Here is a 26,066-nt window from a genome sequence, read left to right on the forward strand (position 1 = left end):
GCATGGGACTGTTCGATTTCCTGAACCGAAAGAAGACCACTGCCGAAACGGCCAAGAACCGCCTGCAGATCATCATCGCGCAGGAACGCAGCCACCGCGGCGGCCCGGACTACCTGCCCCTGCTGCAGCGCGAGCTGCTGGAAGTGATCAAGAAGTACGTCAACATCGACGCTGATGCGGTCAAGGTCGACCTGGTCAAGGACGGCGAGCACGATGTGCTCGATATTTCCGTCGCCTTGCCGGAAGGCCCGCAGCAGCCCTGATCGACATCGCCCCTTCCGCCCCGGAAGGGGCGGTTGAGCGGTAACCCATGAACGACGCTGCCCCCACCGCCGAACCGCAGGTCACCCGCCTCGGCGATATCCGTTTCGACGACGCCCACACCCTGCTCGCCGCCCACGATCTGCGCCTGCATCGTGTGGCCGATGGCGCGCCGATTCCGGGCAGCTATTGGGGCGAACCCGAAGCCGGCATCATCGGCAGCGACGTCTATGTCCGCGATGACACGCCCGTGCACTCGATGCTGCACGAAGCCTGCCACCTGATCGTGCTGCCGCCGGAGCGGCGTGCGCTGGTCCACACCGATGCCACCGATTCGGTACCCGAAGAAGACGCCACCTGCTACCTGCAGATCGTGCTGGCCGGGCAACTACCGGGGGTAGGCAGCGCGCGCCTGATGGCCGACATGGATGCGTGGGGGTATACGTACCGGCTGGGGTCTACGAAGGCGTGGTTCGAGCAGGATGCGGAAGATGCCAAGGCGTGGTTACTCGAACGCGGCCTTCTTCCTGCGTAAATCCGCATGTGCGGCTGGTCCCGGGCGCGTGGTGACGCGCCAACCGTATAGGCGCCAGGGTGTTCACTCGGCGCGGTTCGAGCAGGACGGTGAAGATGCACTTGCCGGGTTGATGTAGCGCAGGTTGCTTCTGCCGTAGAGCCGACCGTTGGTCGGCTGTCGTGCGCTGTGACGCGACGTTACAGCAGCCGACCAACGGTCGGCTCTACCCGGCCATCGCGCGCAGGGTGATACCCACGATGTAGGCCAGATACGTGCCCGTCGCGTAGCCCATCGTGCCGAGCAGCACGCCGACCGGCGCCAGCGAGGGGTGGAACGCCGCCGCGACCACAGGCGCGGAGGCCGGCCCGCCGATGTTGGATTGCGAACCAATCGCGAAGTAGAAGAACGGCACCTTCAACACCCGCGCCAATGCCCACAGCAGCACGATGTGCACCGCGATCCAGATCAGGCCAAGCAGGAACAGCCAGGGGCGGTCCAGCAGCGCCAGCAGGTCCATCTGCATGCCGATGCAGGCGATCAGGAAGTACAGCAGCAGCGAACCCAGTTTGGAGGCACCGGCGCCTTCCAGGTTGCGCGCACGGGTGAAGCTCAGCGCCAGACCGCAGGTAGTGGAGATCACCACCACCCACACGAACGGCGCGTCCAGACTGAACTGCGAGGCCCAGGCGACATGCCCCTTGAACCACGCCGAGACCGGCCCGGCAATCGCATGCGACAGGCCCACCACGCCGAAGGCAACGGCGACGATCAGCATCAGGTCGGTCAGGCTGGCCACGCGCTCGTGCTGCGCCTGGAAGGCCTGGATGCGCAGCTTGAGCGCATCGATGCCCGAGGTATCGGCCCCACTGCGCGCATCAATCTTCGCCGAACGCCCGGCCATGAAGATCAGCACCGCCATCCACACGTAACCGACACCCACATCGACCACCGCGAACTGCCCGAAGGTGGTCGCGTTGACATCGAACACTTCGCGCATCGCCAGCATGTTGGCACCGCCGCCGATCCAGCTGCCGGCCAGCGCGGCCATACCGGCCCAGGTATCGCCGGCCACGGTTGCCGGGTGCAGCCACTTCATCAGCTGGAACGCGACCACCGCGCCGACCATGATGCTCAGCGAGGCGCCCAGGTACATCACGATCAGTTTCGGTCCCAGCCGCAGGATGCCCTTGATATCCACGGCCAAGGTGAGCAGTACCAGCGCAGCGGGCAGCAGGATGTCGCGGGCGACCGGGTTGTAGAGATGGGTGTTCTGGCCATCGATCAGGCCGACGGTGTTGTACACCCCGGGAATCAGGTAGCACAGCAACAGGGCTGGCACGTAGGTGTAGAAACGCTTCCACGGCCCCTGCTCGCGCGAGGCGGTCCAGAACACGGCGCCGAGGGTGGCGGCGATCAGGCCGAAGACGACGATGTCGTTCTGGATCAGGGCGGGTGCTTTCACGGGTGTGGAGTGCCTGGACGATGGGCGTGCGATTCGGCACGTTTCGGGAAACAATCACGGGTAGAGCCGACCGTTGGTCGGTTACAACACCACCGATCACCGGTGACACCACGGCCAACGAGACCCGGTGCCATGAAAAAGCGCCGCCCCTGGGGGCGGCGCTTCAAACCGTCTTACTCGCCGATGTGCTGCTTCAGCCAGCCGTTGACGGTGTCATGCCACTGCACGCTGTTCTGCGGCTTGAGCACCCAGTGGTTCTCGTCCGGGAAATACAGGAACTTGGACTCGATGCCCTGGCGCTGCGCGGCGGTGAACGCCGCCAGGCCCTGCTCCACCGGAATGCGGTAGTCGAGCTGGCCGTGCACGATCAGGATCGGCTTCTTCCAGTCCGAGACGTGGTTGACCGGGTTGAACTTCTCGTAGTTGGCGGCCTTCTCATACGGCGTGCCGCCCTGCTCCCACTCGGTGAACCACAGTTCTTCGGTGGCGTAGCCCATCATGCGCTGATCGAACACGCCGTCATGGTTGACCAGGCACTTCCACGGCTCGTTCCAGTTGCCGGCGATCCAGTTGACCATGAAGCCGCCGTAGCTGGCACCCAGCGCGCATGCCTTGTCGCCGTTGAGGAACGGGTACTGCTTCTGTGCCGCGGCCCAGCCCTTCTGCAGATCTTCCAGCGGGCGGTCGCCCCAGTGCTGGCTGATCGCGTCGGTGAAGGCCTGGCCGTAACCGGTGGAGCCGTGGAAGTCGATCATGACCACTGCGTAGCCCTGGCCGGCGTAGGTCTGCGGATTCCAGCGATAGCTCCAGCCATTGCCGAAGCTGCCCTGCGGGCCGCCGTGGATCAGGAACGCGACCGGGTAGCGCTTGCCTTCCTGGTAGTTGTACGGCTTGACCACGTAACCATGCACGGTCTCGTTGTTCCAGCCCTTGAACTGGAACTGCTCGTAATCGCCGAAGGCGACATCGGGCAGCATCTCGCCGGCGCTGGGGGTGATCTCGCGCGGGTTGGCGCCATCGAAGGCGGCCACGACGATCTGGTCGCCGCTCTTCAGGCTGTTCTTCGTATACGCCAGCGTGGTGCCAGCGATCACCGGCGAGCCGATGCTGCCGCCGTCCACCACCACTTCGGCTTTGCCGGTGGCGATGTCCACGGCGAACAGGCGGTGCTCGCCCATGTCGTCGGCGCTGGTGTAGATCAGGTTGCCGTCACCGGACAGCACGATCTCGCCGGCCGAACGATCCCACTTGGGGGCGATCTCGCGGGTCTTGCCGGTCGCCACGTCCATCGCCATCAGGCCGAAGCGGTCCGCTTCGAAGCCCGGGCGCTTCATGGCACGGTAGTACAGGGTCTTGCCGTCGGCACTGAACACCGGGCCGGCATCCCAGGCCGGGTTGGACGCGGTCAGGTTGACCGGCGCCTGCTTGCCCTCGGCATCCAGACGGTACAGGTCGAAGTTGGTCGACCACGGCTCCTGCTTGCCGGCCACGCGGATCGCGGCGACCACGCTCTTGCCATCCGGCGACCAGGTGAAGTCGTCATTGCCACCGAACGGCTTGGACGGTGCATCGCCGGCCAGCGTTGCGCTGATCGCCGAGGCGCCCTTCACCGCCGCGGCCTTGGCGGCCGGCAGCGGCGCCACGAACAGCGTGTTGCGGCGGCCGTCGGCCCAGGTGTCCCAATGGCGCACGAAGAGGTTGTCGAACACCTCGCCGGTGTTCTTGCGCGCCTTGTGCGCGTCCAGCTTCTTGCTGGTGCAGGCCAGGTCCGAACCGCAGTCCTGGAACACGCCGCTGCTGAAGGCCACGCGGTCGCCCTGCGGGGAGACGTGGAAGCTGTCCACATCGACCGGGAAATCGGTCAGCTGGCGCGGCGTGCCGCCGGTGGCCGGCTGCGCGTAGAGCTGCTGGCTGCCGCTCTTGGCGCTCAGGAAATACACGGTCTGGCCATCGGCCGACAGCGCGGCGGAATTGACGTTCCAGCCGGCCGGGGTCAGCGGCTTGGGCGGGGCCAGGTCGCGCGTGCGCAGGTTGCGGATGTACAGGCCGGTGCTGGCCTTGCTGTCGGTGCCGACCACGCGCTTGGCGAAGATGACGTTGCCGCCATCGGCGGTGAGCAGCGGGCTGGAGACCCGATCCAGCGCGATCATGTCGCGCACATCCAGGCCACGCGTGGCCGCCAGCGAGGGCATCGCGGTCAGCAGGCACAACGGCAGCAGGGCGTAACGAAGTTTCATCGGGGTCTCCGCGGAACGGCAAAACGCCGATGTTAGGGCCGCAAGGGCCGCACATGCAAAGGCCATCGGTCATGCCGGCGCATTGGCTGAACGCAGAAACGACACACCCCGCCGCAGCGGGGTGTGTCATGACCCGGATCGGAGTCGTTGTTGCTTAGACCGAACCCACCGCGCGCTTGCCGGTGCGGTAGATCAGCCAACCGACCAGGAACAGCACGGCCAGGCCGATCCACTGCGCGCCCGGCAGGTGGAACGGCAGCGCCAGCACATCGGCGCGGCTGCTGACCACGATCGGGATCGCGATGGCGATGCCCATCAGGGCTTCACCGGTGATCAGGCCGGCGGCGAACAGCACGCCCGGCTTGTGCACGCGGTCACGGCCTTCTTCATCATCGCCACGGATCTTGTGGAAGCGCTCCACCAGGTAGGCGATCAGGCCACCCAGGAAGATCGGGACCATCAGTTCCAGCGGCAGGTAGATACCGATCGCCGCGGCCAGCACCGGCACGCGGAAGCGCGCATTGCGCGACTTCAGCCAGCTGTCGAAGGCGATGATCGCCGCACCGACCACCGCACCGATACCGATGAAGGTCCACGGCAGCTCGCCGCCAAACAGGCCCTTGGCCACCGAGGCCATGAGGTTGGCCTGAGGCGCCGCCAGCGCGTTGGGATGCAGCTCGGACTTCACGCCGATGCCGTAGGCGGTGGCCAGCAGGTTCAGCACCGGGGCCATGATCAGTGCGCACGAGAACGCGCCGATACCCAGCATCAGCTGCTGCTTCCACGGGGTGGCGCCGACGATGTAGCCGGCCTTGAGATCCTGCAGGTTGTCACCGCCGACCGCGGCCGCGCAGCACACCACCGCGCCGATCATGATCGCGGCCACCGCGCCCAGCGGCGCACCGCCGATGCCGACCGGGGTCAGGCCATCCTTGCCGAGCAGCAGCACCAGTACCGCCGAGGCGAACAGGATGGTGGAGATGGTGATGCCCGAGACCGGGTTGTTGGACGAGCCGATCAGGCCGGCCAGGTAGGCCGAGACCGAGACGAACAGGAAGCCGGCCACGATCATGATCAGGGTCATCGGGATCGACACGTGCCACTGGCCCACGATGGCCTGGTAGAGCGCCAGCAGCGGCAGGGTGAACACCACCAGGGCCACCAGCATCCACTTCATCGGCAGGTCGCGTTCGGTGTGCGCCAGCGCCGGGCCACCGCTCTTGCGGGCCGCGGCAAAGCCACTCTTGACGCCGTTGAGCAGCGACTTGCGCAGCGAGATCAGGGTCCAGACGCCGCCGATCAGCATCGCGCCCACGCCCAGGTAACGCATCTTCGCGCCCCAGATGGCGAACGCCGCTTCCGTCGAACTGGCCGTGGCGATCGAGGCCGCCAGCGCCGGATCGGTGTTCATGAAGAACGCCTGGTACAGCGGAATGGCGATATGCCAGGTCAGGATCGAGCCGGACACCACCACGATGCCGACATTCAGGCCGACGATGTAGCCCACGCCCAGCAGCGCCGGGGACAGGTTGGTGCCGATGAAGGCGGTGATCTTCGAGGTACCGACGTAGGCCGAGGTGGCCCAGGCATCCGGGATCAGGCGCAGGCCGCTTTCGGCGGCCAGCTTCACGAAGGCGCCGATCACCGCCGACACGGCCAGGATCTTCAGGCCCGGGCCCGGGTTTTCACCGGCCTTGAGCACTTCGGCGGCGGCCTTGCCTTCCGGGAACGGAAGCGGATCTTCCACGATCATCGAACGCCGCAGCGGCACCGAGAACAGCACGCCCAGCAGGCCACCCAGACCGGCGATGCCCAGCACCCACCAGTACTTGAAGTCCGGCCAGTACCCCATGATCACCAGCGCGGGGATGGTAAAGATCACACCGGCGGCGATCGACGAACCGGCCGAAGCACCGGTCTGTACGATGTTGTTTTCCAGGATCGTGCCACCGCCGAGCAGGCGCAGCACCCCCATGGAAATGACCGCGGCGGGAATGGCGGTGGCGATGGTCAGGCCTGCGAACAGACCCAGGTAGGCGTTGGCGGCCGACAGAATCACCGCCAGCACGATGGCAAGCACCACCGCACGGAAAGTGAGCTGGCGTGGCGCAGCGTCGTTGTTCATGGAAGCCCCTGCTGGCAAAAAATCCCTGCCACGCTAGCGTTCATGTACGGGCAAGTCCAGTAGTGCCGGCCGCTGGCGGCAACGCTTCACCACCCGATCGAGGCGCCTGTTGACCTGCGCGTGCCACCGGAGTGGCGACACGCCCGACTCGGCAACGTCCCAGGCCGGGCCCACCCAATTTAGTTATGTTATATCCTATCGCACCAAGTAACCGGCGCCGCTGTGACGCATTCCCCCGCCTCCCGCCTGACCTCCATCGACCAGCTGCGCGGCACCGTGATCGTGCTGATGCTGCTCGACCACGTGCGCGAAACCTTTTACCTGCATGCCCAGGTGGCCGACCCGATGGCGGTGGACCAGGTGGAGCCGGCCCTGTTCGTCAGCCGGCTGTTGGCGCATCTGTGTGCCCCGGTGTTCGTGCTGCTGACCGGCCTGTCGGCCTGGCTGTACGCCAGCGGCAAACCGGATGGGCGCCGGGCTGCCTCGGCCTTCCTGCTCAAGCGCGGCCTGTTCCTGGTGGTGCTGGAACTGCTGGTGGTCAACTTCGCCTGGACGCTGCAGTTCCCACCGAGCGTCGTGTACCTGCAGGTGATCTGGGCAATCGGCATCAGCATGATCGCGCTGGCCGGGCTGCTCTGGCTCCCGCGCGGCGCGCTGGCGGTGCTGGCGCTGGCGGTGATCGCCGGGCACAACCTGCTCGATGGCATCCGGGTGCAGGGTGACGGGGCGCTGGCCGTGTTGTGGAAAGTGCTGCACCAGCGCGACTGGATCACGGTGACCGACGGGCTGCGCCTGCGGACCTCGTATCCGGTGCTGCCGTGGATCGGCGTGATTGCACTGGGCTGGGTGATCGGCCCGTGGTTCGCACGCGGCGGCGATGCCCTCCTGCGCCAGCGTCGGCTGTGGCTGGCCGGTGCCGGTGCGCTGCTCGCCTTCGTGCTGCTGCGGGCGATCAACGCTTACGGCGACAGCCCGTGGCAGTCCTTGGCCACGTTGGGCACTACGCTGATGAGCTTCTTCAACGTGACCAAGTACCCGCCCTCGCTGCTGTTCCTGCTGCTGACCCTGGGCATCGGCCTGCTGTTGCTGCGCCTGTACGAACAGCCGCGCGTGGCCCGGGCGCTGGCGCCATTGGCCGACATCGGCGCGGCGCCGATGTTCTTCTACCTGCTGCACCTGTATGTGCTGAAGCTGCTGTACGTGCTGGCCGAAGCCCGCTGGGGCCAGACCCACGGCGGCTACTTCGCGGTCGATCACGTGGCGAGCCTGTGGGTGATCACCGCGGTGCTGGCAGTGGCGCTGTATTGGCCGACACGGGCATTCGCGCGGTTCAAGGCGCGGCGGCGGGATCTGGCTTGGCTTCGCTATCTGTAAGCGCGCATGGCCGGCAGCACGACGGCGGAGCGGCCAGACACGGCACGGCTGACCCTTCGCCCCGGGCCTATACTCGCCCCCTTGTCCGCCCTGCCCCAGCCCTCGATGACCGCAGCCGTCCTGCCCGCCGCCTCGACCTCCACCGCGACCGACGACTTCCTTGGCCATCCCAAGGGCGTCTACATCTGCTTCTTCACCGAGATGTGGGAGCGGTTCTCGTTCTACGGGATGAAGGCGCTGCTGCTGCTCTACCTCACCAAATACCACCTGTTCGGCGACAAGGCCGGCCTGGATCTGCTCGGTGCCTATGGCGGCCTGGTCTACTGCATCCCGGTCTTCGGCGGCCTGCTCGCCGACCGCTGGCTGGGCATGCGCAAGGCGGTGGTGTTCGGCGGCGTGCTGCTGGTGCTCGGCCACCTGGGCATGGCTTTCGAAGGTCACGCAGCGGTCCGCGTCGATGGCGCGGTGGTCCGCGATGATGCCGCGCTGGGCATCACCTACCTCTCGCTGGCCCTGATCATCATGGGCGTGGGCTTCCTCAAGCCGAACATCTCCACCATCGTCGGCAAGCTGTACCCGGAAAACGATCCGCGCCGCGACTCGGGCTTTTCGCTGTTCTACGCCGGCATCAACCTGGGCGCGCTGTTCGCCTCGCTGGTGTGCGGCTTCCTCGGCGAAGCCTATGGCTGGAAGTACGGCTTCGGTGCGGCCGGCATCGGCATGGTGATCGGACTGGCCATGTTCCTGTGGGGCCAGAAGTATCTGCAGGGCCACGCCGAACCGTCCGATCTGCCCGCGCTGCGCCAACGCGTGCTCGGCATCCGCCGCGAATGGCTGATCTATGCCGTGGCCGTGCTGGGCGTGATTCCGGTCGCGGCGCTGATGTGGGCCGCCGCCAATGGTGCGTTCGCGCTCGGTGGTGAACTCAGCCTGGCGCTGATGTTGATGATCGTCGTGCTCGGTGGCGTGCTGGTCTGGTTCGCCTGGTTCACCGGCACCCGCTGCACGCCGGTGCAGCGCCAGCAGATGATCGCGCTGATGGCGCTGATCTTCATGGCGCTGGTGTTCTTCACCCTGTACGAGCAGACCTATGGCTCCTGGGTGACCTTCACCGACCGCCTGCTCACCAAGGACCTGGTGCCGTCGCTGGTGATCCAGGGTGGCACCCCGCTGCCGTGGTCGATCGCCTCGCTGCTGCTGGCGCCGCTGGGCTTCGTGGTGGCCGCGCGTCTGTCCGAGCGCCGCCCGGGCTCGTCCGCGCCACGCACATTGTTCATCGTGATCGTCGCGGCGATGCTGGTCATGCTGATCCGCGACTGCCTGGTGATCCCGCAGACGGCCGGCTCGCTGACCTACCTCGGCGGCCTGTTCCTGGTGGTGCTCGCCCCGCTGTTCGCCATGCTGTGGGCGTGGCTGGACCGTCGCCGCATGGACCCGTCCAAGCCGGTCAAATCCTCGATCGGGCTGATCTTCGCCGCACTGTCGTTCGTGCCCCTGGCGCTGGCCGCCCAGCACGTCGGCGCGACCGGGCAGATGGCCAGCGTGTGGTGGCTGGTACTGGCCTACCTGATCCTGGAGATCGGCGAAATGTGCCTGTCACCGGTCGGTCTGTCCGCCGTTACTCAGCTGGCCGCGCCGCGGGTGGTCAGCCTGATGATGGGCACGTGGTTCCTGGCCACCGCGTTTTCGGAAACGCTGGCCGCGCTGTTCGGCAAGCTCGCCGCGATCGAGGTGCCGGAAGGCGAAACCATGAACATCGCCAGCGCCGCCGCCAGCTACGAACACCTGTTCTGGCTGCTGATGTGGATCGGCCTGGGGTGCGCGGCGGTTGCCCTGGCCTGTTCGCCGCTGCTGAAGAAGATGATGCACGGGGTGAAGTGAGCCTTGGCCTGATGCGCAGACGACAACGGCGCCTCGCGGTGCCGTTGTCGTTGCAGCAGGCTTGATGCCGCGTCTTGCTCAGGGCTGGGCTGGCGTCGACGCCGAAGCAGTCTCCCCGCCCAGGCTGTTGGACAGGAACGCCAGCAGCTTGGTGTAGTACTCGCGGCGGTGCGGGTCGGTGTAGAAACCGTGGCCTTCGGTCGGGTAGTACAACGCCTCCACGGGCACGCCGGCCTTTCTCAGCGCCGCTTCCATCCGCCTGGTGTGCTGGATCGGGGCGCGCTCGTCTTCGCCACCGGCGGCGAGGAACACCGGCACCTTGATGCGGTCGGCCAGGTTCACCGGCGATACCGCCGCCAATTGGGCGCGCTCGCCGATCCATTCCTTGAGGTAGGTCTCGCCCGAGCCGCGGCGCTGGATATCGCCACTGGTGAACATGATCGGCAGGTCGTAGACACCTACATACCCGGCGGCGCACCGGTACAGCGCCGGCTCCTTCGCCGCCCCCATCATCGCCGCATAACCGCCATAGCTGGCGCCATAGATGCAGATCCGCGAGGCGTCGGCAATGCCCTCCCGGATCGCCCAGCGGGTTGCATCGGTCAGATCGTCCTGCATGGTGCCGCCCCACTGGCGGGCACCCGCGGACCGATGGGCGCGCCCGTAATTGCCCGAGCCGCGGAAGTTGACCTGCAGGACAGCGTACCCGGCGTCGGCAAGCATCTGGCTTTCCGCGTCGTACCCGCCGGTATCGAACGGACCGTAAGGCCCGCCATGCGGTATCACCACCATCGGAAGCGAATTGGCAGCGGCCTTGGCGGGCACGGTCAGGTAGCCGTGCAGCGGCAGCCCGTCACGTGCCTTCAGGGCCACCGGGCGTACCTCTGCGGTGGCGGCCGGGTCGATCCAGTTGCTGCGGCTGATGACGTGGTCCGCTTTCTTGGCCACGTTGTCGAAGATGTAGAAATCGCCCGGGTTGCGCCCGGACCACGCCTCTACCATCAGCTGCCGGCCGTCGCGGGTACTGGACGTGACGAAGACCGCATCGCCCCCGAACGCCGCTTCCAGGCTGCGATACAACCGCGCATCGGGGCCCTGTTCGTCGAAGAAGCGGGTGCGTGGCGTGTCACCCAGGTACAGCGCGCCCACCGGGATCGAGGTGCCGGGCCGGTAGATGTATTTGTGCACGTCCACCACGGGATCACGCAGCACGAGCCTGCGCTCTTCGGTCACCGGATCCCAGGACACGATGGCGTCGGGGCCCTGCGGCATCTCGGTGTTGAAATACGCCAGCCGACCGTCTTCGGAGAACCCGATCGCCGTTTCGATCCGCCCGTTCAGGGCTTCATCGTTGACGAGCTTCCAGGTCGTGCCCGACCCTTCCCGGTAGTACAGCTTGTTGACGTTGTCGGTTCCCGCGCCATGGGCGAAACGCACCTGGCCCTGGTTGTCGGTGACGAAATCGGCGCGGCGTACGGGCGAGCGCGCCACGGTCTGGCGACGGCCGGTGGTGACATCCATCCGGTCGGCACGGGTGAACGGGTCATCGTTGAATGGCCAGATCGTGACCAGCACGTTGCGCTCGTCCGCGGGCAGATCATCGGCGAGGAACGCGGCCACGGCCTCCACTTTTTTCTGCTGGATGCGGGTACCCGGGCCGTTGTCCTGCGCGCGGTAGCCGACCAGCAGCTCGCCGCGCCCGCCGTTGGCGTTCATGGCATACAGCTCGCCAGTCATGCGCGGCTGGTCCAGCGAGCCCTGCTTCTCGGCCAGGCCGATCAGCACACGTTCTGCGCTGACCCAGTCGAAATGATTGGCGTGATTGTTCCTGGGCGGCACGAACGAGCCCACCACCTCGCCGCCGTTCCTGCGCAGAATCGCCAGGGCGGTGCGATCTTCCATCGGCACGGTGGCCGCGTAATAGTCGCCGTTCGGCGAAATCTTGATATCGGTGAAGGCATCCCGGCGCAGGTAGCGCTCCAGATCCACCGCGCCGGCCTGGCCCGTAATGGCCAGCAATACCAGCAATCCCAACCTTTGTACGTGCTTCATCCTTTCCCCCTGCTGCATCGGACCTCATGTCCGGGATCGCGATTCTAGGCGGAAGATCGAGCCGCCAACCAGAGGGATATTCCTGTTGGTGCAAAAAAAAATGGCACCGCGAACGGTGCCATTTCCAGGACCTGCATCGAGGAGAGAGTTCAATGCATGCCGCGGAACGCGAGGCTGAGCGCCAGGATCGACAGAATCACCGCGATGGTGCCGTCGAGGATGCGCCAGGTCTTGGGCTTGGTGAACAGTGGCGCCAGCAGGCGTGCCCCCAGGCCCTGGGCGGTCAGCCACAGGCAGCTGGCGGTGAACACGCCGGCGGCGAAGGCCATGCGCGCATTGCCGAAGTTCTCGGCGATACCGCCGATCACCATCATGTCCAGCCAGAAATGCGGATTGATCAGCGAGAAACCGACCGCCGAGATCAGCACCGCGCGGCGCGAGGTGGTGTCGCCCTCGTCCACGTGCATGCCGCCACCGCCGGCCAGCGCGCGCCGCGCCGACTGCCAGGCGTACCAGGCCAGGAAGGCGACGCCGCCCCACAGCACCACAGTGGTGAGCCACGGCAGCGCCTGGGTCAGCGTGCGCAGGCCGGCTACGCTGGCGAAGATGAAGATGCCATCGATGGCGGCACACGTCGCCACCACCGGAATGATGTGCTTGCGCAGGATGCCCTGGCGCAGGATGAACGCGCTCTGCGCGCCGACCACCGCAAACAGGCCGATGCCGGTTGCGGCACCACTGAGCCACGCGCTCAGCCCGGCGCCGCCGGAAATGATCGAAAACATGGGATACCACCTGTGTCGTGCTGGGGGGCGGTGCCTCGCCAAGGCGTACAGCACCGGATGGCGCATATTGTCGCGCCGCAACATGAAAAAGTAGAGCTAAACTTACTTAACCATCTTTAGCGGAACTTAAGATCATGCGCATCGACCATGCCCAGCTCCGCGCCCTGGCGGCGGTGATCCGGGAAGGCAGCTTCGAACGGGCCGCGCAGTCGCTCAATGTCACCGCCTCGGCCGTCTCCCAGCGGGTCAAGGCGCTGGAGGACCGGGTCGGCCGCCTGCTGGTCAAACGTTCTTCCCCAGCGGTCGCCACCACCGAGGGCCAGGTGCTGGTGCAGCTGGCCGAACAGACCGCCCTGCTCGAGCACGATGCGCTGCACCGCATGGGCATCGCCGATGAGGACCTGCCGCACGCCAGCATCCCCGTGGCGGTGAACCATGACAGCCTGGAGACCTGGTTCCCCGAAGCCGCCCTGCAGTTCGCGCGGCAGACCGGCACCACCCTGGACCTGCGCTCGGAAGACCAGGACCACACCGTGGCCCTGCTGCGCCAGGGGGCCGTGCTGGGCGCGGTGACCACCCTGGACGAGCCGGTGCAGGGCTGCCAGATCCACGCGCTGGGCAGCATCCGCTACGCTGCCACCTGCACCCCGGCCTTCCATGAGCAGTACTTCGCCAAGGGGGTCAATGCGCAGTCGCTGGCCCAGGCGCCGGTGCTGGTGTTCAACCGCAAGGACGACATGCAGGCCCGCTTCGCCCGGCGCCTGGCGGGCAACGACCTGCCGCTGACCGCACCGACCTGGTGGATTCCCTCCACCCGCGCGTTCGTGCAGGCGAACCTGGGCGGGCTGGGCTGGACCATGAACCCGCTGCCGCTGGTCAAACGCCACCTGGATGCCGGGCGCCTGGTGCACATGAAGCAGCGCGCGTGGGAAGACGTGCCGCTGTACTGGCAGCACTGGAAGGGCGATGTACAGACCATGGCGCTGCTGACCCAGGCAGTGCTGGCGGCCTCGGCGACGCTGGTGCGCAAGAAGCGATAACCCCGACCGGTAGCGCCGACCGCTGGTCGGCTGTCGTGCCGGGGCCGCACGCCGCCCTACACGATTCGATGACCCGCCCCGATGCAGCATCGGCGCATCCCAGCCGCGGGCACGTCGATGGACACCGATCCGGTCTACCTGCACATCCGCGTGGTGCTCAGCATCATCCTCGGCCTGAGCATCACCACCCTGCTGCGCGGGCTGGCGGGCATCATCGAGCACCCCAAACGACGCGGCTGCTCGCTGATCCACCTGTGCTGGGTGGTCTGGGCACTGATTTCGGTGGTGACCTTCTGGTGGTGGGAGTTCCGGCTGGGCGAGGTCCGGCAGTGGACCTTCGAGCTGTATCTGTTCGTGATCGCCTACTGCGCGTCGTGGTACCTGCTCTGCGTGCTGCTGTTTCCGGACGACGTGCGCGAGTTCGGCAGCTATGAGAACTACCTGCTGCAGCGCCGCGGCGGCTTCTTCGGGATGTTGGCACTGGTCACGCTGCTGGATCTGGTGGATACCGCCATCAAGGGCCACAGCCGCTGGCAGATGCTGGGGGACACTTACTGGGTGCATACCGTGGTGATGCTGGGGATCGCCGGGCTGGGCTTCGCCCTGCGCCAGCGGCGTGCGCATCTGGTATTGGCTCTGATAGCACTGGCCTATCAAGCCAGCTATTTCCTCCTGGAGTACTTCACTCTCGCCAGCGACTGAGCCGGTCCGGCACAGCCACCGGATGCTGCGTTGCACCAAATCCGTACCGGAACGGGCTAAAATTGCGATCAAGGTACCGCTGTGACGCCCGTCTTCACGGGCGTTCCCGGCAGCGGCGGCATCCTTCCCATGTCTCCCTACCTGAGATCCCCATGAAAAAACTAGCGAAGGTCGTCCTCGGCCTGCTCGTGCTGTTGCTGTTGGCAGCGGCCCTGTTCCTGTACTGGCCGCTGCATCAGCGCTCGGTCCCGGCCGCCGGCAACGACAAGCCGGTCGACGTCGTCCTGGTCGGCGGCGGCATCATGAGCATCACGCTCGCCACGTTCCTGCAGGAGCTGCAACCGGACTGGAACATCCAGGTCTATGAGCGCCTGGACGGGGTTGCCCTGGAAAGTTCGGACGGTTGGAACAACGCCGGCACCGGCCACTCCGCATTCGCCGAACTGAACTACACCCCGGAACTACCCGACGGCAGCATCGAGACCAAGCGCGCGGTCGGCATCGCCGAGCAGTTCGAGATCTCACGCCAGTTCTGGTCCCACCAGGTGCGCGAAGGGCGCCTGAGCCAGCCCAGCGATTTCATCAACCCGACCCCGCACATGAGCTTCGTCTGGGGCGATGAGAACATCGCCTACCTGCACAAGCGCCAGCAGGCACTGGTCAAGAACCCGCTGTTCTACGGCATGCAGTATTCCGAGGACGCCGCGCAGATCAAGCAGTGGGCCCCGCTGCTGATGGAAGGCCGCGACCCGAAGCAGAAGGTCGCCGCGACCTGGATGCCGCTGGGTACCGACGTCAACTTCGGCGTGATCACCCGCCAGCTGACCGCTGGCCTGCAGCGCAGCCCGAACTTCAGCCTGCACCTCAACCATGAAGTGCGTGCCCTGCGCCAGAACGACGACAAGAGCTGGAACGTGACCGTCAAGGACCTGAAGTCCGACAACGAATCCACCGTCAAGTCGCGCTTCGTGTTCATCGGTGCCGGTGGCGCCGCGCTCAAGCTGCTGCAGCTGTCGGGCATCCCGGAATCGAAGAACTACGCCGGCTTCCCGGTCGGTGGCCAGTTCCTGGCCTTCCAGTCGCCGCAGGTGGCCGGCCGCCATTCGGTCAAGGCCTACGGCATGGCCGAAACCGGCTCGCCGCCGATGTCGGTCCCGCATCTGGACGCACGCAAGCTGGATGGCAAGCCGGTCGTGCTGTTCGGGCCGTTCGCGCTGTACAGCACCAAGTTCCTCAAGCACGGCTCGTGGTTCGACCTGTATTCCTCGGTGAACCACAACAACGTGGCCGGGATGATGGGCGTGGGCCTGGAGAACCTGGACCTGGTGAAGTACCTGATGGGTCAGGCACGCCTGAACGATGACGACCGCCAGGCCGAGCTGGTCAAGTACTACCCCAACGCCAAGCGCGAGGACTGGACGCTGGTCACCGCCGGCCAGCGCGTGCAGATCATCAAGAAGGACCCGGAAAAGGGCTCGATCCTGCAGTTCGGCACCGAGATCGTGACCGACAAGGACCACACCCTGGCCGCCCTGCTCGGCGCTTCGCCGGGTGCATCGACGTCGCCGCCGATCATGCTGGACCTGCTCAAGAAGGCCTTCCCCGAGCAGATGGCCGCCGGCTGGGAAGCGCGCCTGAAGGAGATCGTGCCCTCGTACGGGCGCAAGCTCAACGACAGCCCGGCGTTGACCAACGAGATCCGCCGCCTGACCAGCGATACCCTGAAGCTGCCGTACCTGGACGTGCCGGGCGAGACCAGCCCGGCCGTGATGCTGACCCCGCCGCCGGCTACCCAGCCGGCCGAGGCCAAGCGCAACGCCAACGAAGAACTGCAGGCGCTGTAAGCCTGCCCCGGCGCGGCCTGCGGGCCTGGCCACGGTTTTCCCTCCGGCCACCCTTGCGGTGGCCGGTTGCGTTTCAGGTCCGGTGACGTTGCGGCCCGGACGTTTACGCGGACGCGCCCGATTGTTCAAGAATTGTAAAGCGACTGAGAACGATTTACATTTGCGCATCGCAGGGTTGTCGCTACGGGTACTGGACGGTCTCAACGGACTGCCGTCTCCCCGCAGCTGCCCGGCAACCTGCTTTCCCAGGATGGACCTACCGTGCCTGGCGCCTGCGCGCCGGCGTTGCCTGCCTGTTGCCTTTCTTCCCTACTTCCCGTCCAGAGACCCCCATGTCGCTCCGCGCCCACCCGTTCCGCTCCCGCCGTGCCCCGCTGGCCCTGGCCCTGCTTTCCGCCCTTTCGCTGACCGCCCCGCAGGCCTTCGCCGATGCGCTGGCAGACGCCAGCAGCACTGCCGATGCGAAGACCCTGGACAAGGTCAGCGTGGTCGGTGCGCGCGCGATGCCATCCAGCACCACCCGCCTGCCGATCAGCCTGCAGGAAACCCCGCAGTCAGCGACCTCGATCGGGCTCCAGCGCCTGCAGGACGAATCGCTGTTCAGCATCAACGACGTGATGCGCAACGTCACCGGCGTGAGTGTCTCCTTCTACGACACCCAGCGTCCGCTCTATTACGCCCGCGGCTTTCCCATCACTGATTTCCAGGTCGATGGCATCCCCACCTACAGCGGTTCGACCAACCAGGAGTACGACACCGCCTTCTACGATCGCGTCGAAGTGATCCGCGGTGCCAACGGCCTGCTGAGCGGCGCCGGCGTGCCATCGGCGACGGTCAACCTGCTGCGCAAGCGCCCGGGCAAGGAATTCGATGCCTCCTTCGCAGTGAGCGCCGGCAGCTGGGACTACCAGCGCATGGAGGCCGACGTGACCGCGCCGCTGACCGCCGATGGCCGTTTCCGCAGCCGAGTGGTCGCCGCCTACACCGACCGCGATCTGTATTACGACCGCTACCACGAGAACAAGATGGCCGGCATGGCCGTGCTGGAAGGTGACCTGACCGACAGCACCACCGTGACCGTGGGCTACCAGACCCAGGACAACAACCCGGTCGGTTCGACCTGGGGCACCGTGCCGTTCTTCAACAGCCAGGGCGACTTCGCGCACCTGCCGCGCTCGACCAACGTCGCCCCGAAGTGGAGCTACTGGCAGCGCGAGACGAGCACGGCGTTCGCCAACCTGGAGCAGCGTTTCGGCGAGAACTGGCTGCTGAAGATCAACACCGCCTACACCCGGGGCAACGTGCAGAACGTGCGCGTCTACGGCAGCGGCTACCCCGATCCGGCCACCGGCGCGGGCATCTTCCTGCGCACTGCCGCCGGTGATTCGGAAGACACCCGGCGCAACGTCGATGCCTACCTGAGCGGCACGTTCTCGCTGTTCGGCCGCGAACACGACCTGACCGTGGGCGGCCAGTGGGCGGACCTGGAAGGCACCACCAACACCATCGCCCTGCGCTACCCGACCGACTGGGCGCGGTGCGGCACCGAGCGCTGCTACTACATCCCGGACATCCGCACCTGGGATGGCGACATCTCCGAAGTGACCTATTCGCGTACCGGTGCACGCCGGGTCGCCAAGACCACGCAGAGCGGTTTCTACGTGGCCACCCGCCTGCGCCTGGCCGACCCGCTGGCACTGATCGCCGGCGCGCGGCTGAGCCGCTGGGAGACGCTGACCCGCGCCTACGGCACGACCGGGGCCTACACCGGCACCAGCGGCGCCTACAAGGTGACGGACGAAGTCACGCCCTATGTGGGCCTGGTCTACGACATCACCCCGCAGGTCGCGGCGTATGCCAGCTACACCGAGATCTTCAACCCGCAGAACTTCAAGGACCGCAACGAAAACCTGCTGGCGCCGGTGGAGGGCTCGAACCTGGAAGCGGGCATCAAGTCGCAGTGGTTCGACGGTCGCCTGACCGCCAATGCGGCTGTGTTCGAGGCCAAGCAGGACAACTACGCGGTGCTGGACACGAGCGTGCCGGAGCGCTCGCTCAGCGATGGCAGCTCGGCCTACATCGGCATCAACGGCACCAAGGCACGCGGCTGGGAACTGGACGTCAACGGCGAAATCCTGCCGGGCTGGACGGTCAATGCCGGCTTCACCCACGTCAAGGTGACCCGTGCCGCCACTGATCTGTTGTACGCCAACCCGGCCGAGGACCTGCTGCAGCTCAACACCCAGGTGCGGCTGCGCGGCGCGCTCGAACGCCTGAGCGTGGGTGCGGGCGTGCAGTGGCAGAGCAAGGTGCAGGGCTACAACGTTCCTTATCCGCTCGGCGGCACGGTGACGGTGAACCAGCCGGCGTACGCGCTGGTGCAGTTCAACGCCAACTACCGCCTCAGCGACAGCTGGACGGCGACCCTGAGCGTGCGCAACGCGCTGGACAAGACCTACTGGGCCAACCTGGATTACAACAACTACGGCGAGCCGCGTTTCGTCGCGTTGAGCCTGCGCTGGAAATACTGAGGCCTGACGACATCGCTGTGTTGAACGAACGGGTCGCCTTCGGGCGGCCCGTTTTTTTGGTGGCGGCGCACCGTGTCCAGGTAGTGCCGGCCGCTGGCCGGCTCCTCCAAGACCCGACATTGCGTGGAGCCGGCCAGCGGCCGGCACTACCTTCTCGGCACCCTGTGTGCAGCCGGCCAGCGGCCGGCGCTACCGGGGCCGCGTCTCGCGCAGCGTCCACATCACCGGCAGCACCAGCACGGCGACCCCGGCGATCATCGCGCCGGGGGCCGATGACCAGCCGGTGTGGCGCACCAGCACTTCGGCCAGCAACGGCGTGGCGCCACCAAAGAAGGCCGTCGCCATGGTGACGCCCAATGCCAGCCCGCTGAGCCGCCCCTCGCCGGGAAACTGCTCGGCCGTCGCCGGTGCCGCCACCGCACTCACGCCACCGGCCAGGCACGCCAACACCACCGCGGCCAGCCCGATCGCCAGCGTGCTGCCACCGGCCATCACCGAGAACATCGTCAACGGCAGCAACGCCGACAGGGCGGCCAGCGCGATCAACACCGGCCGACGACCGACCTGGTCCGACAACGCGCCGGCCAGCGGCGTCACCACGATCACCGCCACCGCCGCGATCGTGGAGAGCCACAGCGCTTCGGATTCACTCACCTGCCCAACCGAACCGAGGAATGCGGGCACATAGGTAATGCCGACGTAATAGGTGATCGAGCCCAGTGCGGAGATCGCGAAGGTGCGGGCGATCGCGGCCTTGTGGTGCCGCCAGGTGTCGCGGATCGGCGACTCCGGCACGGTGCCTTCGGCCTGCTGCCGCTCGAACTCGGGCGACTCATGCATGGTCGAGCGCGCCAGCAGGATCGCGCCGGCCAGCGCCGCGCCGACAAAGAAGGGAATGCGCCAGCCCCAGCCATCCAGCTGGGCCGTGCTCAGCAGCGCCACCGTCAGCGCCGACAGCGCCACTGCCAACAGGGCCCCCACCTCGCTCGCGGCCGACGCCAGCGAGGTGACCAGGCCGCGCCGCCGCACGGGCGCGGTTTCCAGCAGGTACGCCACCACGCCGGTGTATTCGCCGCCGACCGAAAAAGCCATCAGGCAGCGCAACAGCAACAACAGCACACCGGCGGTGGCGCCGATGCTCTCGAAGGTGGGCAGCAGCGCGGTAGCAAGCATGGCCAGCGTCATCAGCAGCATCGAGGCCAACAGCATGTAGCGCCGGCCGAAGCGATCGCCGAGATGGCCGAACACCAGCGCGCCCAGGGGGCGCATCAGATACGACACCGCGAACCCGGCCAGCGTGGCCAGCAGCGCGTTCTCGCCGCCGCCGAAGAACACCCTCGACAACACCGTGGCCAGATACAGATAGAGCGTGAAGTCGTACCACTCCACCACGGTGGACAGCCCGGCGATGATCATCGAGCGGGTCTGTGGTCGCGCATCCGGCGCGGCGCTGGCCGTACTCAAGCGTGCGCCCTGCTGACAGGCAGGCCATCGCGGCTGGACAGGGGACGACATCGCATCGGGGCTCTCCCGGCCGCCTGGGCCGCATCTGGACGGCGACAGCCTACGCCAGCGGATCTGCACGTCGTGTCACGGAGGAACGCCGGCGCCGCAACGCGCCCGGCCCGCGCTCAGGCGAGGGCCGCCGGGCGGACGGCGCCGCGCCGATAACTCAGCAGCCGCCCATGGCCTGGCGCATCGCCCTCATCCTCGAACAGGCCCAGTTCCTCGGTCACATCGAAGCCCTGCAGGGCCATGCCGCGCGAAAACGCGCCGACGTTGCCGCGCCCGGGATCGGTGATTAGCAGTTCGGCATCGGGCTTGGCATGCCGCAGCATCATCGCGGCGATCTGGTGGGCGTGGCCGCGTTCGTAAAGGATGTCGCTGCCGATGATCAGGTCGAAGCGGCCCAGCGAGCCATCCGGAACTTCCCAGGGCAGGTCGCGGTAGGTCACCGCCGGCAGGTTGTTGAGCCCTGCGTTGTAGGCCAGGAAGGATTCGGCCAACGGATGGTGATCCGTCGCGACGACATCCGCGCCCCGATGTGCCAGCACCAGGCTGGACAGGCCCAGCCCGCAGCCCAGTTCCAGGATGCGCTTACCGGCCACGTCGAAGTGGCTCATGGTATCGGCCAGCGCGCGGCCGGCCGGCCAGATCTGGCCGAACAGGCTCCACAGCGAGGAGTGGATGCCGGCACGCGCGGCGCGGCCGGTAGGATCGGAGAACTGCTGCAGATCGGTGAGCGCACGGATACGGAAGTCGTGACCGCCGACCGGAATGGTGAGGATGCGGGTGGTATAGCCCGGCATGAGCGCTCCGTGGGACACGGGAGTCTTCATCCCGGGGCGGCATGAAGGACTCGGAGGAAGGAGCGAGGGCGATCGGACGTCGATCGCGCAGGACGCGCGTACGTGCGTGTGACAACCCATCCTACGCCATGCGGGTGGCCCTGGCTGAACGCCTTGGGGCCTTTCCAGGGGTGCCCTTTGCGACCTTGCGGACTGCCTTGCCTGCGGCCTTGCGGACGGCCTTGCGTACGACCGGCGCCGTACCGTAGCGCAGCTGGCAGACCGGGCAGAAGAACGTCCGCCGCCGGGTCGTCCCCGGGTAGGTCTTGCTGAGTGGGCCACCGCAGTGGGGGCAGGTGCGCTTGGTATGCACCAACCAGTGCTGGCGCAGGACGAACTGCCGCTTCCAGTCCAGGAAATCGAAGCTGTACTGCCGCGCCTGTTTGATGACCTCGCCCAGCTTGCGCGACGGCAGCGCGCCGACCGTGGATTCAGGATGCACGCGCGTGCGGAACAGCACCTCGTTCTTGATGATGTTGCCCACGCCGGCAAAGATGTCCTGGTCCAGCAGCGCGTCGCAGATCAAGGTGTCCGGGTGTTCCTTCAGTTTCCTGCGCGCCAGCCTGGGATCCCACGAGGGGTCCATCACGTCGCCGCGCCAGTCGTAGGTGTCCTCCAGCGCGCCTTCGATGTACTTCACCGACGAGGCATAGATGTTGAGCTCGCCGTTGTCGAACTGCAGCGATACCCGCGGCGGGGAAGGCTTGCGCTCATCGATGCGATAGCTGCCGAACATCAGCATGTGCACGCGCAGGCTGAAGCCTCGGAACTCGATCAGGAAATGCTTGCCCCAGCTGCGCAGGGTGACCACGCGACGGCCTTCCATGCGGGTCAGGTCGAGCGAGCTGTTGCCGGTCGCCAGGCGCACGGTCTTCCCACGGAACTTCGCCGCCGCCTCGCGCAGGATGACGATGGAAGGACCTTCAGGCATCGGCGGCCCCCGGGTGGGATGCGCCGCCAAGGATGTCCTGCAGCCGTGCCGCGTTGGCGATGGCGAACCCATGGGCGGTATTGTCGAAGATCACCCAGCGCGTGCTGCCGGCATGCGCCGCGACATCACGGGCCAGGGACTGGAGCGCCGCCTCGTCGTACTCGCTGTAATACATCCGCGGTGCGCCATGCCAACGCCAATAGCGCCACGCGGCGTCACCCCCGGGGTGGGCCGCCCCCGTAACCCGCGCAGGGTCGGCCGCGACGCGCGCTACCGAGTGCCGCCCCAGCAACGCCTCGGCCTGTGGCGTGAACCAGCTGGCATGCCGCGGTTCGCAGACCACCGGCGTATCCGTGCGACGGCGCAGCAGGCCGAAGAAACCCGCCGCCACCCGTGCATCGAATGCATGGCTGGGCGGCAGCTGCAGCAGCAATCCGCCCAGCCTGCGGCCCAGGCCGGCGGTCTCTTCGAGGAACCGATCCAGCGCCGGGCCGCAACCGCGCAGCGCTGCGTCATGCGACACCGCCTTGGGCAGCTTCACCGAAAAACGAAAGCCAGCCGGCACGCTCGCCGCCCAGCGTTCATAGGTCCGCTGCTGGTGTGGCCGGTAGAACGAGGAGTTGATCTCCACCGCCGAAAAACGCGTTGCATAGCGCGCCAGCATGCTCTCGCCCTCGCCGGTCAACGCCGCGTACCTGCCGGGAATGGACCAGCCTGCGCATCCGATCCTGACGGGGGCGGCCGGCATCGCTTACAGCCGGATCTCACCGTCGTCTTCGCCGGACCAGTAGTGGATACGGGTCGCCTTGACCTGGATCAGCACGATGCCCGGGGTATCCACGCCCTGTTCGAACCAGCGTTCCAGGTCCGGGACCCAATGTGCCTGCAGGGTCGCGCGGTCGCGGCTCAGGGTGGCATGGCCTTCCACGGCCACGAACAGCGGCGGCTTGCCCAGCAGTGACTTGCTGCCGGTGAAGGACAGCGCGACCTTCGGGTCGCGTTCGATCTCGCCCACCATGTCGGCACTGTCGAAGGCGAAGAAATAACTGTCGCCGTCGTAGTCCACGTCACCGTTGTTGCTCATCGGCCGGCCGGCGATCTCGCCGCTGGCGGTGTGGGTCTGCAGCATGGCGAAATCGATGCCGGCCATCTTCTTGGCCAGTTCGGGCAGGGTCAGCGTGGTCATGGGGTCTCCGGGTGGGCGTGGCGTGTGCGTCCAGCCTCCGCGCTGCGCGGTGACCGAGGCGTGCACGCCCACTGGCGAAAATTTCACACGGCCAGGGCGGTGCTCCGGCTGGGGAACAGGGCCAGCAGCGCGCGGGTGAGCATCGCCGGGTAGACCGTCAGGTGATCCTCATCGGCAACCACGCGTGTCTCGAGCCAGAGGCCTGGATAACCGCGCCCGCGCAGACACTCGGCAAACGCTCGCGTATGCGCGACCATGTCGTTGCGCGCAGCAAACGGTGCGTCCGACGCCGGGGTTTCGTGTGCGCCGATCGACAGCAGCACGCGCGCGTTCAGATCGGCATGGGCGTCGGCGTACTCCGCCTCGATCCGGTTGATCACGTGCTGGTCGAACCAGAGCGATGGGCTGGAAAGGATGTAGCGCTGGAACATCGCCGGGCGGGTCAGCAGCACGTACGCACCGAACAGCCCACCGTAGGAATGGCCGGCAAACGCACGCTGCGCCGGGTCGGTGCGGTAGCGCGCCTCGACCTGTGGCAGCACATGGCCGGCCAGGAAATCGCGGTAGTGCGCAGCGCCGCCGTAGGTGATGCCATCGGTGTAATCGTCGCCCGGGGTGCGGCTGGGTTGGGTCGGGGTGTAGTCACGCGAGCGGCTCTGCTGCGAGCTCAGCCCCTGCTGCGGCGGCAGCCCGACCAGGATGAAGGGCGCCAGGTGGGCACCGCCCTGCCCGACCATGTTGCGCACGCTGCGCGCGAGCGGGAAGCTGTACAGCGCGTCGGTGACATACAGCACCGGGTAGCGCAGGTGCGTGTCCCGCGCATAGCCGGCCGGCAGGGACACCCAGATCGGGTAGTCCCGGCCCACCGGGTCGCGGACGGTCCAGGCTTCGGTGTCCGGCAACACCACCCCGGGCATCGCACATCCGGACGCCATCAGCGCGCCCGCAGCGTGATCAGGGTGATCTCCGAGGGCACGCCGATCCGCGCGGCGAAGCCCGGCCACAGCCCGGCACCGTTGCTGACGTACAGCGTCATCGCGTCCACCTGGTAGCGCCCGGAGACATAGCCACCGTTGGCACGCTTGACCAGCTGGTCCATACCCAGAATATGCCCGCCATGCGTGTGGCCGGACAGCTGCAGGGCCACGCCGTGCGCGGCGTTGGCGCGGGCTTCGACCGGGCGGTGGTCGAGCAGGATCACCGGTGCCTGCGGGTCCGCCCCGGCCAGGGCAGCGCCGAGGTCCGGTATGGGCAGGCCATAGCGTGCCGCCACTGGATCGGTCACGCCGGCGATGGTCAACGTCGCCCCGTCGCGCTGCACCCGGGTATGGGTGTTCTCCAGCACCTGCATGCCCTGCCCGCGGAAGGCCTGCATCCACTCGGCGTACTGCGCGTAATACTCGTGGTTGCCGGTGATCGCGATGACGCCATCCGGCGCGTGCAGCTTTGCCAGGGGCGCGAAGTCGTTGGCACGGGCGCTGACGCTGCCGTCGATCAGATCGCCGGTGATCACCACCAGATCCGGATGGAGCGCATTGCTTTCGGCGACCACCTTCTCCACCCAGGCACCGGTGAGCAGGCGGCTGGCGTGGATATCGGTGAGCTGCAGCACGCGATAACCGTCGAACGCGGCCGGCAGGCCGTCGATGGCAACCTCGATCTGACGCGGCTTGGGCACGGCCATGCCCTGCCAGATGCCGTAGGCAGACAGCAGCAGCGCCAATGCGCCGGCCGTCGGACGCAGCCATGTCGCACGCAGCGTCGGCAGCACGCGCCGCGCACGCACCAGCCACGCGATCAGCAGCAGCGCGTCCAGCAGCAGCACGAATACCGCGCTCAGCAGCAGCGTGGTGAAGCCGGTGGCGAGCACGGCGATCATCGCCGTGGGAATTTCCGGCGACGCCATGGTCCCGGCAAACTGCGCCACGATCCGGTGGTGCAGCGCCAGCGCCACCACCAACAGGCCCAGCGCGATCCGGACCGGGCGCGACAGCCGCAACGGCCAGATCAGGCGCCACACCAGATACAACGCAAGCAAACAGCCGATCACACTCAGCACAGGCACATCCTGGAATATCGATGGGGGAGTCAGCCCCCCATCGTTCCCGATTCGGCCCGCCGGTTCCAGTGCAGGAGGTCGTGACGATTCAGGCTGAGCGCCGGGGGGCGTTCCGGCGTGGCGCCGGAGCAGCGGTTCTGGCCGCCCGGTTCAGCGCCATCGCCGCGCGGATCAACGCCTTGAACGCGGTGGCGTTGATCGTATCGCCTTCGTGCAGATCGATGGCGCGGCGGGTGTTGCCTTCCAGACTCGCATTGAACAGCCCGTTGGGATCGGGAAGCGACGCGCCCTTGGCGAAGGTCAACTTCACGGCCGCCTTGTAGGTCTCCCCGGTGCACAGGATGCCGTGGTGCTCCCACACGGGTACACCCCGCCACTTCCATGTCTCCACCACGTCCGGATCGACCTGGTGGATCAAGGCGCGGATCCGGGACAGCGCCTCGCCGCGCCAATCCTCCAGCGACTGGATGCGGGCATCGATCTGTTGCGACGCGGACGGCTCGCTGGCCATTGCGGCGCGCGGCGTTGAACGGGCATTGGGCTGGATCATGGGGACACCGATCACCATGGGCGGCCCGGCCGGCGCCCTTCGTGCGCGTTATAGACCCGATCGGAAGGGGCTTCAAGCCACAGGCGCGCGAGCGGCCTACGGGATGGAACGATGCTCGATTGCAATGTTATATTATTTCTTTTTCGGGTCAGAACAGCAGACGTCCGGTGTCTGCTGGTCC

The 26,066-nt window shown here is 66.8% G+C and carries 21 protein-coding genes; 8 read left to right on the plus strand and 13 right to left on the minus strand.

Annotated elements, in window-relative coordinates:
* Nucleotides 1–2: 2 nt before the first annotated feature.
* Together minE and C0R07_RS12720 are read left to right on the plus strand one after the other, a co-directional pair.
* Nucleotides 3–263 (plus strand): cell division topological specificity factor MinE, encoded by a 261-nt coding sequence (minE, locus tag C0R07_RS12715; protein ID WP_017355894.1) that lies wholly within the window; start codon nt 3–5, stop codon nt 261–263.
* 47 nt (nt 264–310) lie between these two features.
* Nucleotides 311–796, plus strand: a complete 486-nt coding sequence (locus C0R07_RS12720; RefSeq protein ID WP_102789073.1) for a hypothetical protein — start codon at nt 311–313, stop codon at nt 794–796.
* Nucleotides 797–1,001: 205 nt separating this feature from the next.
* Here C0R07_RS12720 and C0R07_RS12725 read toward each other — a convergent pair whose 3' ends face one another.
* From C0R07_RS12725 to C0R07_RS12735, 3 genes are all read right to left on the minus strand, one after another.
* Entirely contained in the window at nt 1,002–2,240 is a 1,239-nt protein-coding gene (locus C0R07_RS12725) for a DUF819 domain-containing protein (protein WP_174704357.1), read from the minus strand.
* A gap of 173 nt (nt 2,241–2,413) precedes the next feature.
* The gene (locus tag C0R07_RS12730; protein WP_102789074.1) at nt 2,414–4,477 is read right to left on the minus strand and encodes an alpha/beta hydrolase family protein; all 2,064 of its coding nucleotides are present in this window, start codon (nt 4,475–4,477) and stop codon (nt 2,414–2,416) included.
* Between the two features lie 154 nt (nt 4,478–4,631).
* Nucleotides 4,632–6,602: an OPT family oligopeptide transporter gene (locus C0R07_RS12735; protein ID WP_019184547.1), complete on the minus strand. Its 1,971-nt coding sequence runs from the start codon at nt 6,600–6,602 to the stop codon at nt 4,632–4,634.
* A 222-nt stretch (nt 6,603–6,824) separates the two neighbouring features.
* Here C0R07_RS12735 and C0R07_RS12740 point away from each other — a divergent pair, with 222 nt between their 5' ends.
* Nucleotides 6,825–7,976 (plus strand): DUF1624 domain-containing protein, encoded by a 1,152-nt coding sequence (locus C0R07_RS12740; protein WP_102789075.1) that lies wholly within the window; start codon nt 6,825–6,827, stop codon nt 7,974–7,976.
* Nucleotides 7,977–8,081: 105 nt separating this feature from the next.
* Nucleotides 8,082–9,857 carry a peptide MFS transporter gene (locus C0R07_RS12745; RefSeq protein ID WP_102789076.1) on the plus strand — a complete coding sequence of 592 codons (1,776 nt, stop codon included), beginning with the start codon at nt 8,082–8,084 and terminating at the stop codon, nt 9,855–9,857.
* 78 nt (nt 9,858–9,935) lie between these two features.
* On the opposite strand, the gene C0R07_RS12750 is transcribed toward C0R07_RS12745, so the two are convergent.
* Nucleotides 9,936–11,909: an alpha/beta hydrolase family protein gene (locus tag C0R07_RS12750; RefSeq protein WP_102789077.1), complete on the minus strand. Its 1,974-nt coding sequence runs from the start codon at nt 11,907–11,909 to the stop codon at nt 9,936–9,938.
* A gap of 149 nt (nt 11,910–12,058) precedes the next feature.
* Nucleotides 12,059–12,694, minus strand: a complete 636-nt coding sequence (locus tag C0R07_RS12755; protein WP_102789078.1) for a LysE/ArgO family amino acid transporter — start codon at nt 12,692–12,694, stop codon at nt 12,059–12,061.
* A 134-nt stretch (nt 12,695–12,828) separates the two neighbouring features.
* On the opposite strand from C0R07_RS12755, the gene C0R07_RS12760 reads away from it, so the two are divergent.
* From C0R07_RS12760 to C0R07_RS12775, 4 genes are all read left to right on the plus strand, one after another.
* Nucleotides 12,829–13,734, plus strand: coding sequence for a LysR family transcriptional regulator ArgP (locus C0R07_RS12760; RefSeq protein ID WP_070473452.1), 906 nt, complete (start codon nt 12,829–12,831; stop codon nt 13,732–13,734).
* A 117-nt stretch (nt 13,735–13,851) separates the two neighbouring features.
* A complete protein-coding gene (locus C0R07_RS12765; RefSeq protein WP_254427844.1) occupies nt 13,852–14,436 on the plus strand; it encodes a hypothetical protein in 585 nt (194 codons plus the stop codon).
* Between the two features lie 152 nt (nt 14,437–14,588).
* Nucleotides 14,589–16,280: a malate dehydrogenase (quinone) gene (mqo, locus tag C0R07_RS12770; protein ID WP_102789080.1), complete on the plus strand. Its 1,692-nt coding sequence runs from the start codon at nt 14,589–14,591 to the stop codon at nt 16,278–16,280.
* 332 nt (nt 16,281–16,612) lie between these two features.
* A complete protein-coding gene (locus tag C0R07_RS12775; protein WP_070426840.1) occupies nt 16,613–18,811 on the plus strand; it encodes a TonB-dependent siderophore receptor in 2,199 nt (732 codons plus the stop codon).
* A gap of 189 nt (nt 18,812–19,000) precedes the next feature.
* Here the strand turns inward: C0R07_RS12775 and C0R07_RS12780 are convergent, their stop codons facing one another.
* The 8 genes from C0R07_RS12780 to C0R07_RS12815 form a co-directional block, all read right to left on the minus strand.
* Nucleotides 19,001–20,227, minus strand: coding sequence for an MFS transporter (locus C0R07_RS12780; protein ID WP_070473454.1), 1,227 nt, complete (start codon nt 20,225–20,227; stop codon nt 19,001–19,003).
* Nucleotides 20,228–20,442: 215 nt separating this feature from the next.
* On the minus strand, nt 20,443–21,120 hold the full coding sequence (locus tag C0R07_RS12785; RefSeq protein WP_070473456.1) for a class I SAM-dependent methyltransferase: 678 nt from the start codon (nt 21,118–21,120) through the stop codon (nt 20,443–20,445).
* Between the two features lie 121 nt (nt 21,121–21,241).
* Nucleotides 21,242–22,090 (minus strand): DNA-formamidopyrimidine glycosylase family protein, encoded by an 849-nt coding sequence (locus C0R07_RS12790; protein WP_070473458.1) that lies wholly within the window; start codon nt 22,088–22,090, stop codon nt 21,242–21,244.
* Complete coding sequence (locus C0R07_RS12795) at nt 22,083–22,838, minus strand: DUF72 domain-containing protein (RefSeq protein WP_070473460.1); 756 nt, start codon at nt 22,836–22,838, stop codon at nt 22,083–22,085. Before C0R07_RS12795 ends, C0R07_RS12790 begins: the two co-directional genes overlap by 8 nt.
* A 3-nt stretch (nt 22,839–22,841) precedes the next feature.
* A complete protein-coding gene (locus C0R07_RS12800) occupies nt 22,842–23,276 on the minus strand; it encodes a pyridoxamine 5'-phosphate oxidase family protein (protein WP_019186208.1) in 435 nt (144 codons plus the stop codon).
* Between the two features lie 83 nt (nt 23,277–23,359).
* Nucleotides 23,360–24,211, minus strand: coding sequence for an alpha/beta hydrolase (locus C0R07_RS12805; RefSeq protein WP_254427845.1), 852 nt, complete (start codon nt 24,209–24,211; stop codon nt 23,360–23,362).
* Nucleotides 24,211–25,335 carry a metallophosphoesterase gene (locus tag C0R07_RS12810; RefSeq protein WP_102789082.1) on the minus strand — a complete coding sequence of 375 codons (1,125 nt, stop codon included), beginning with the start codon at nt 25,333–25,335 and terminating at the stop codon, nt 24,211–24,213. Before C0R07_RS12810 ends, C0R07_RS12805 begins: the two co-directional genes overlap by 1 nt.
* Nucleotides 25,336–25,423: 88 nt before the next feature.
* Nucleotides 25,424–25,885 carry a DUF1801 domain-containing protein gene (locus C0R07_RS12815; protein WP_070473536.1) on the minus strand — a complete coding sequence of 154 codons (462 nt, stop codon included), beginning with the start codon at nt 25,883–25,885 and terminating at the stop codon, nt 25,424–25,426.
* Nucleotides 25,886–26,066: the final 181 nt, after the last annotated feature.

This window comes from Stenotrophomonas bentonitica (assembly GCF_002887735.1).
Classification (GTDB): Bacteria; Pseudomonadota; Gammaproteobacteria; order Xanthomonadales; family Xanthomonadaceae; genus Stenotrophomonas; species Stenotrophomonas bentonitica_A.

Excerpts from the sequence above, each read along its gene's own strand:
- C0R07_RS12790 (WP_070473458.1), bottom strand. The coding sequence starts at position 22,090 with ATGCCTGAAGGTCCTTCCATCGTCATCCTGCGCGAGGCGGCGGCGAAG.
- C0R07_RS12780 (WP_070473454.1), bottom strand. The coding sequence starts at position 20,227 with ATGATCATCGCCGGGCTGTCCACCGTGGTGGAGTGGTACGACTTCACG.
- C0R07_RS12765 (WP_254427844.1), top strand. The coding sequence starts at position 13,852 with ATGGACACCGATCCGGTCTACCTGCACATCCGCGTGGTGCTCAGCATC.
- C0R07_RS12720 (WP_102789073.1), top strand. The coding sequence starts at position 311 with ATGAACGACGCTGCCCCCACCGCCGAACCGCAGGTCACCCGCCTCGGC.
- C0R07_RS12785 (WP_070473456.1), bottom strand. The coding sequence starts at position 21,120 with ATGCCGGGCTATACCACCCGCATCCTCACCATTCCGGTCGGCGGTCAC.
- C0R07_RS12775 (WP_070426840.1), top strand. The coding sequence starts at position 16,613 with ATGTCGCTCCGCGCCCACCCGTTCCGCTCCCGCCGTGCCCCGCTGGCC.
- C0R07_RS12755 (WP_102789078.1), bottom strand. The coding sequence starts at position 12,694 with ATGTTTTCGATCATTTCCGGCGGCGCCGGGCTGAGCGCGTGGCTCAGT.
- C0R07_RS12805 (WP_254427845.1), bottom strand. The coding sequence starts at position 24,211 with ATGGCGTCCGGATGTGCGATGCCCGGGGTGGTGTTGCCGGACACCGAA.
- minE (WP_017355894.1), top strand. The coding sequence starts at position 3 with ATGGGACTGTTCGATTTCCTGAACCGAAAGAAGACCACTGCCGAAACG.
- C0R07_RS12750 (WP_102789077.1), bottom strand. The coding sequence starts at position 11,909 with ATGAAGCACGTACAAAGGTTGGGATTGCTGGTATTGCTGGCCATTACG.
- C0R07_RS12800 (WP_019186208.1), bottom strand. The coding sequence starts at position 23,276 with ATGACCACGCTGACCCTGCCCGAACTGGCCAAGAAGATGGCCGGCATC.
- mqo (WP_102789080.1), top strand. The coding sequence starts at position 14,589 with ATGAAAAAACTAGCGAAGGTCGTCCTCGGCCTGCTCGTGCTGTTGCTG.
- C0R07_RS12760 (WP_070473452.1), top strand. The coding sequence starts at position 12,829 with ATGCGCATCGACCATGCCCAGCTCCGCGCCCTGGCGGCGGTGATCCGG.
- C0R07_RS12735 (WP_019184547.1), bottom strand. The coding sequence starts at position 6,602 with ATGAACAACGACGCTGCGCCACGCCAGCTCACTTTCCGTGCGGTGGTG.
- C0R07_RS12795 (WP_070473460.1), bottom strand. The coding sequence starts at position 22,838 with ATGCCGGCCGCCCCCGTCAGGATCGGATGCGCAGGCTGGTCCATTCCC.
- C0R07_RS12745 (WP_102789076.1), top strand. The coding sequence starts at position 8,082 with ATGACCGCAGCCGTCCTGCCCGCCGCCTCGACCTCCACCGCGACCGAC.
- C0R07_RS12730 (WP_102789074.1), bottom strand. The coding sequence starts at position 4,477 with ATGAAACTTCGTTACGCCCTGCTGCCGTTGTGCCTGCTGACCGCGATG.
- C0R07_RS12815 (WP_070473536.1), bottom strand. The coding sequence starts at position 25,885 with ATGATCCAGCCCAATGCCCGTTCAACGCCGCGCGCCGCAATGGCCAGC.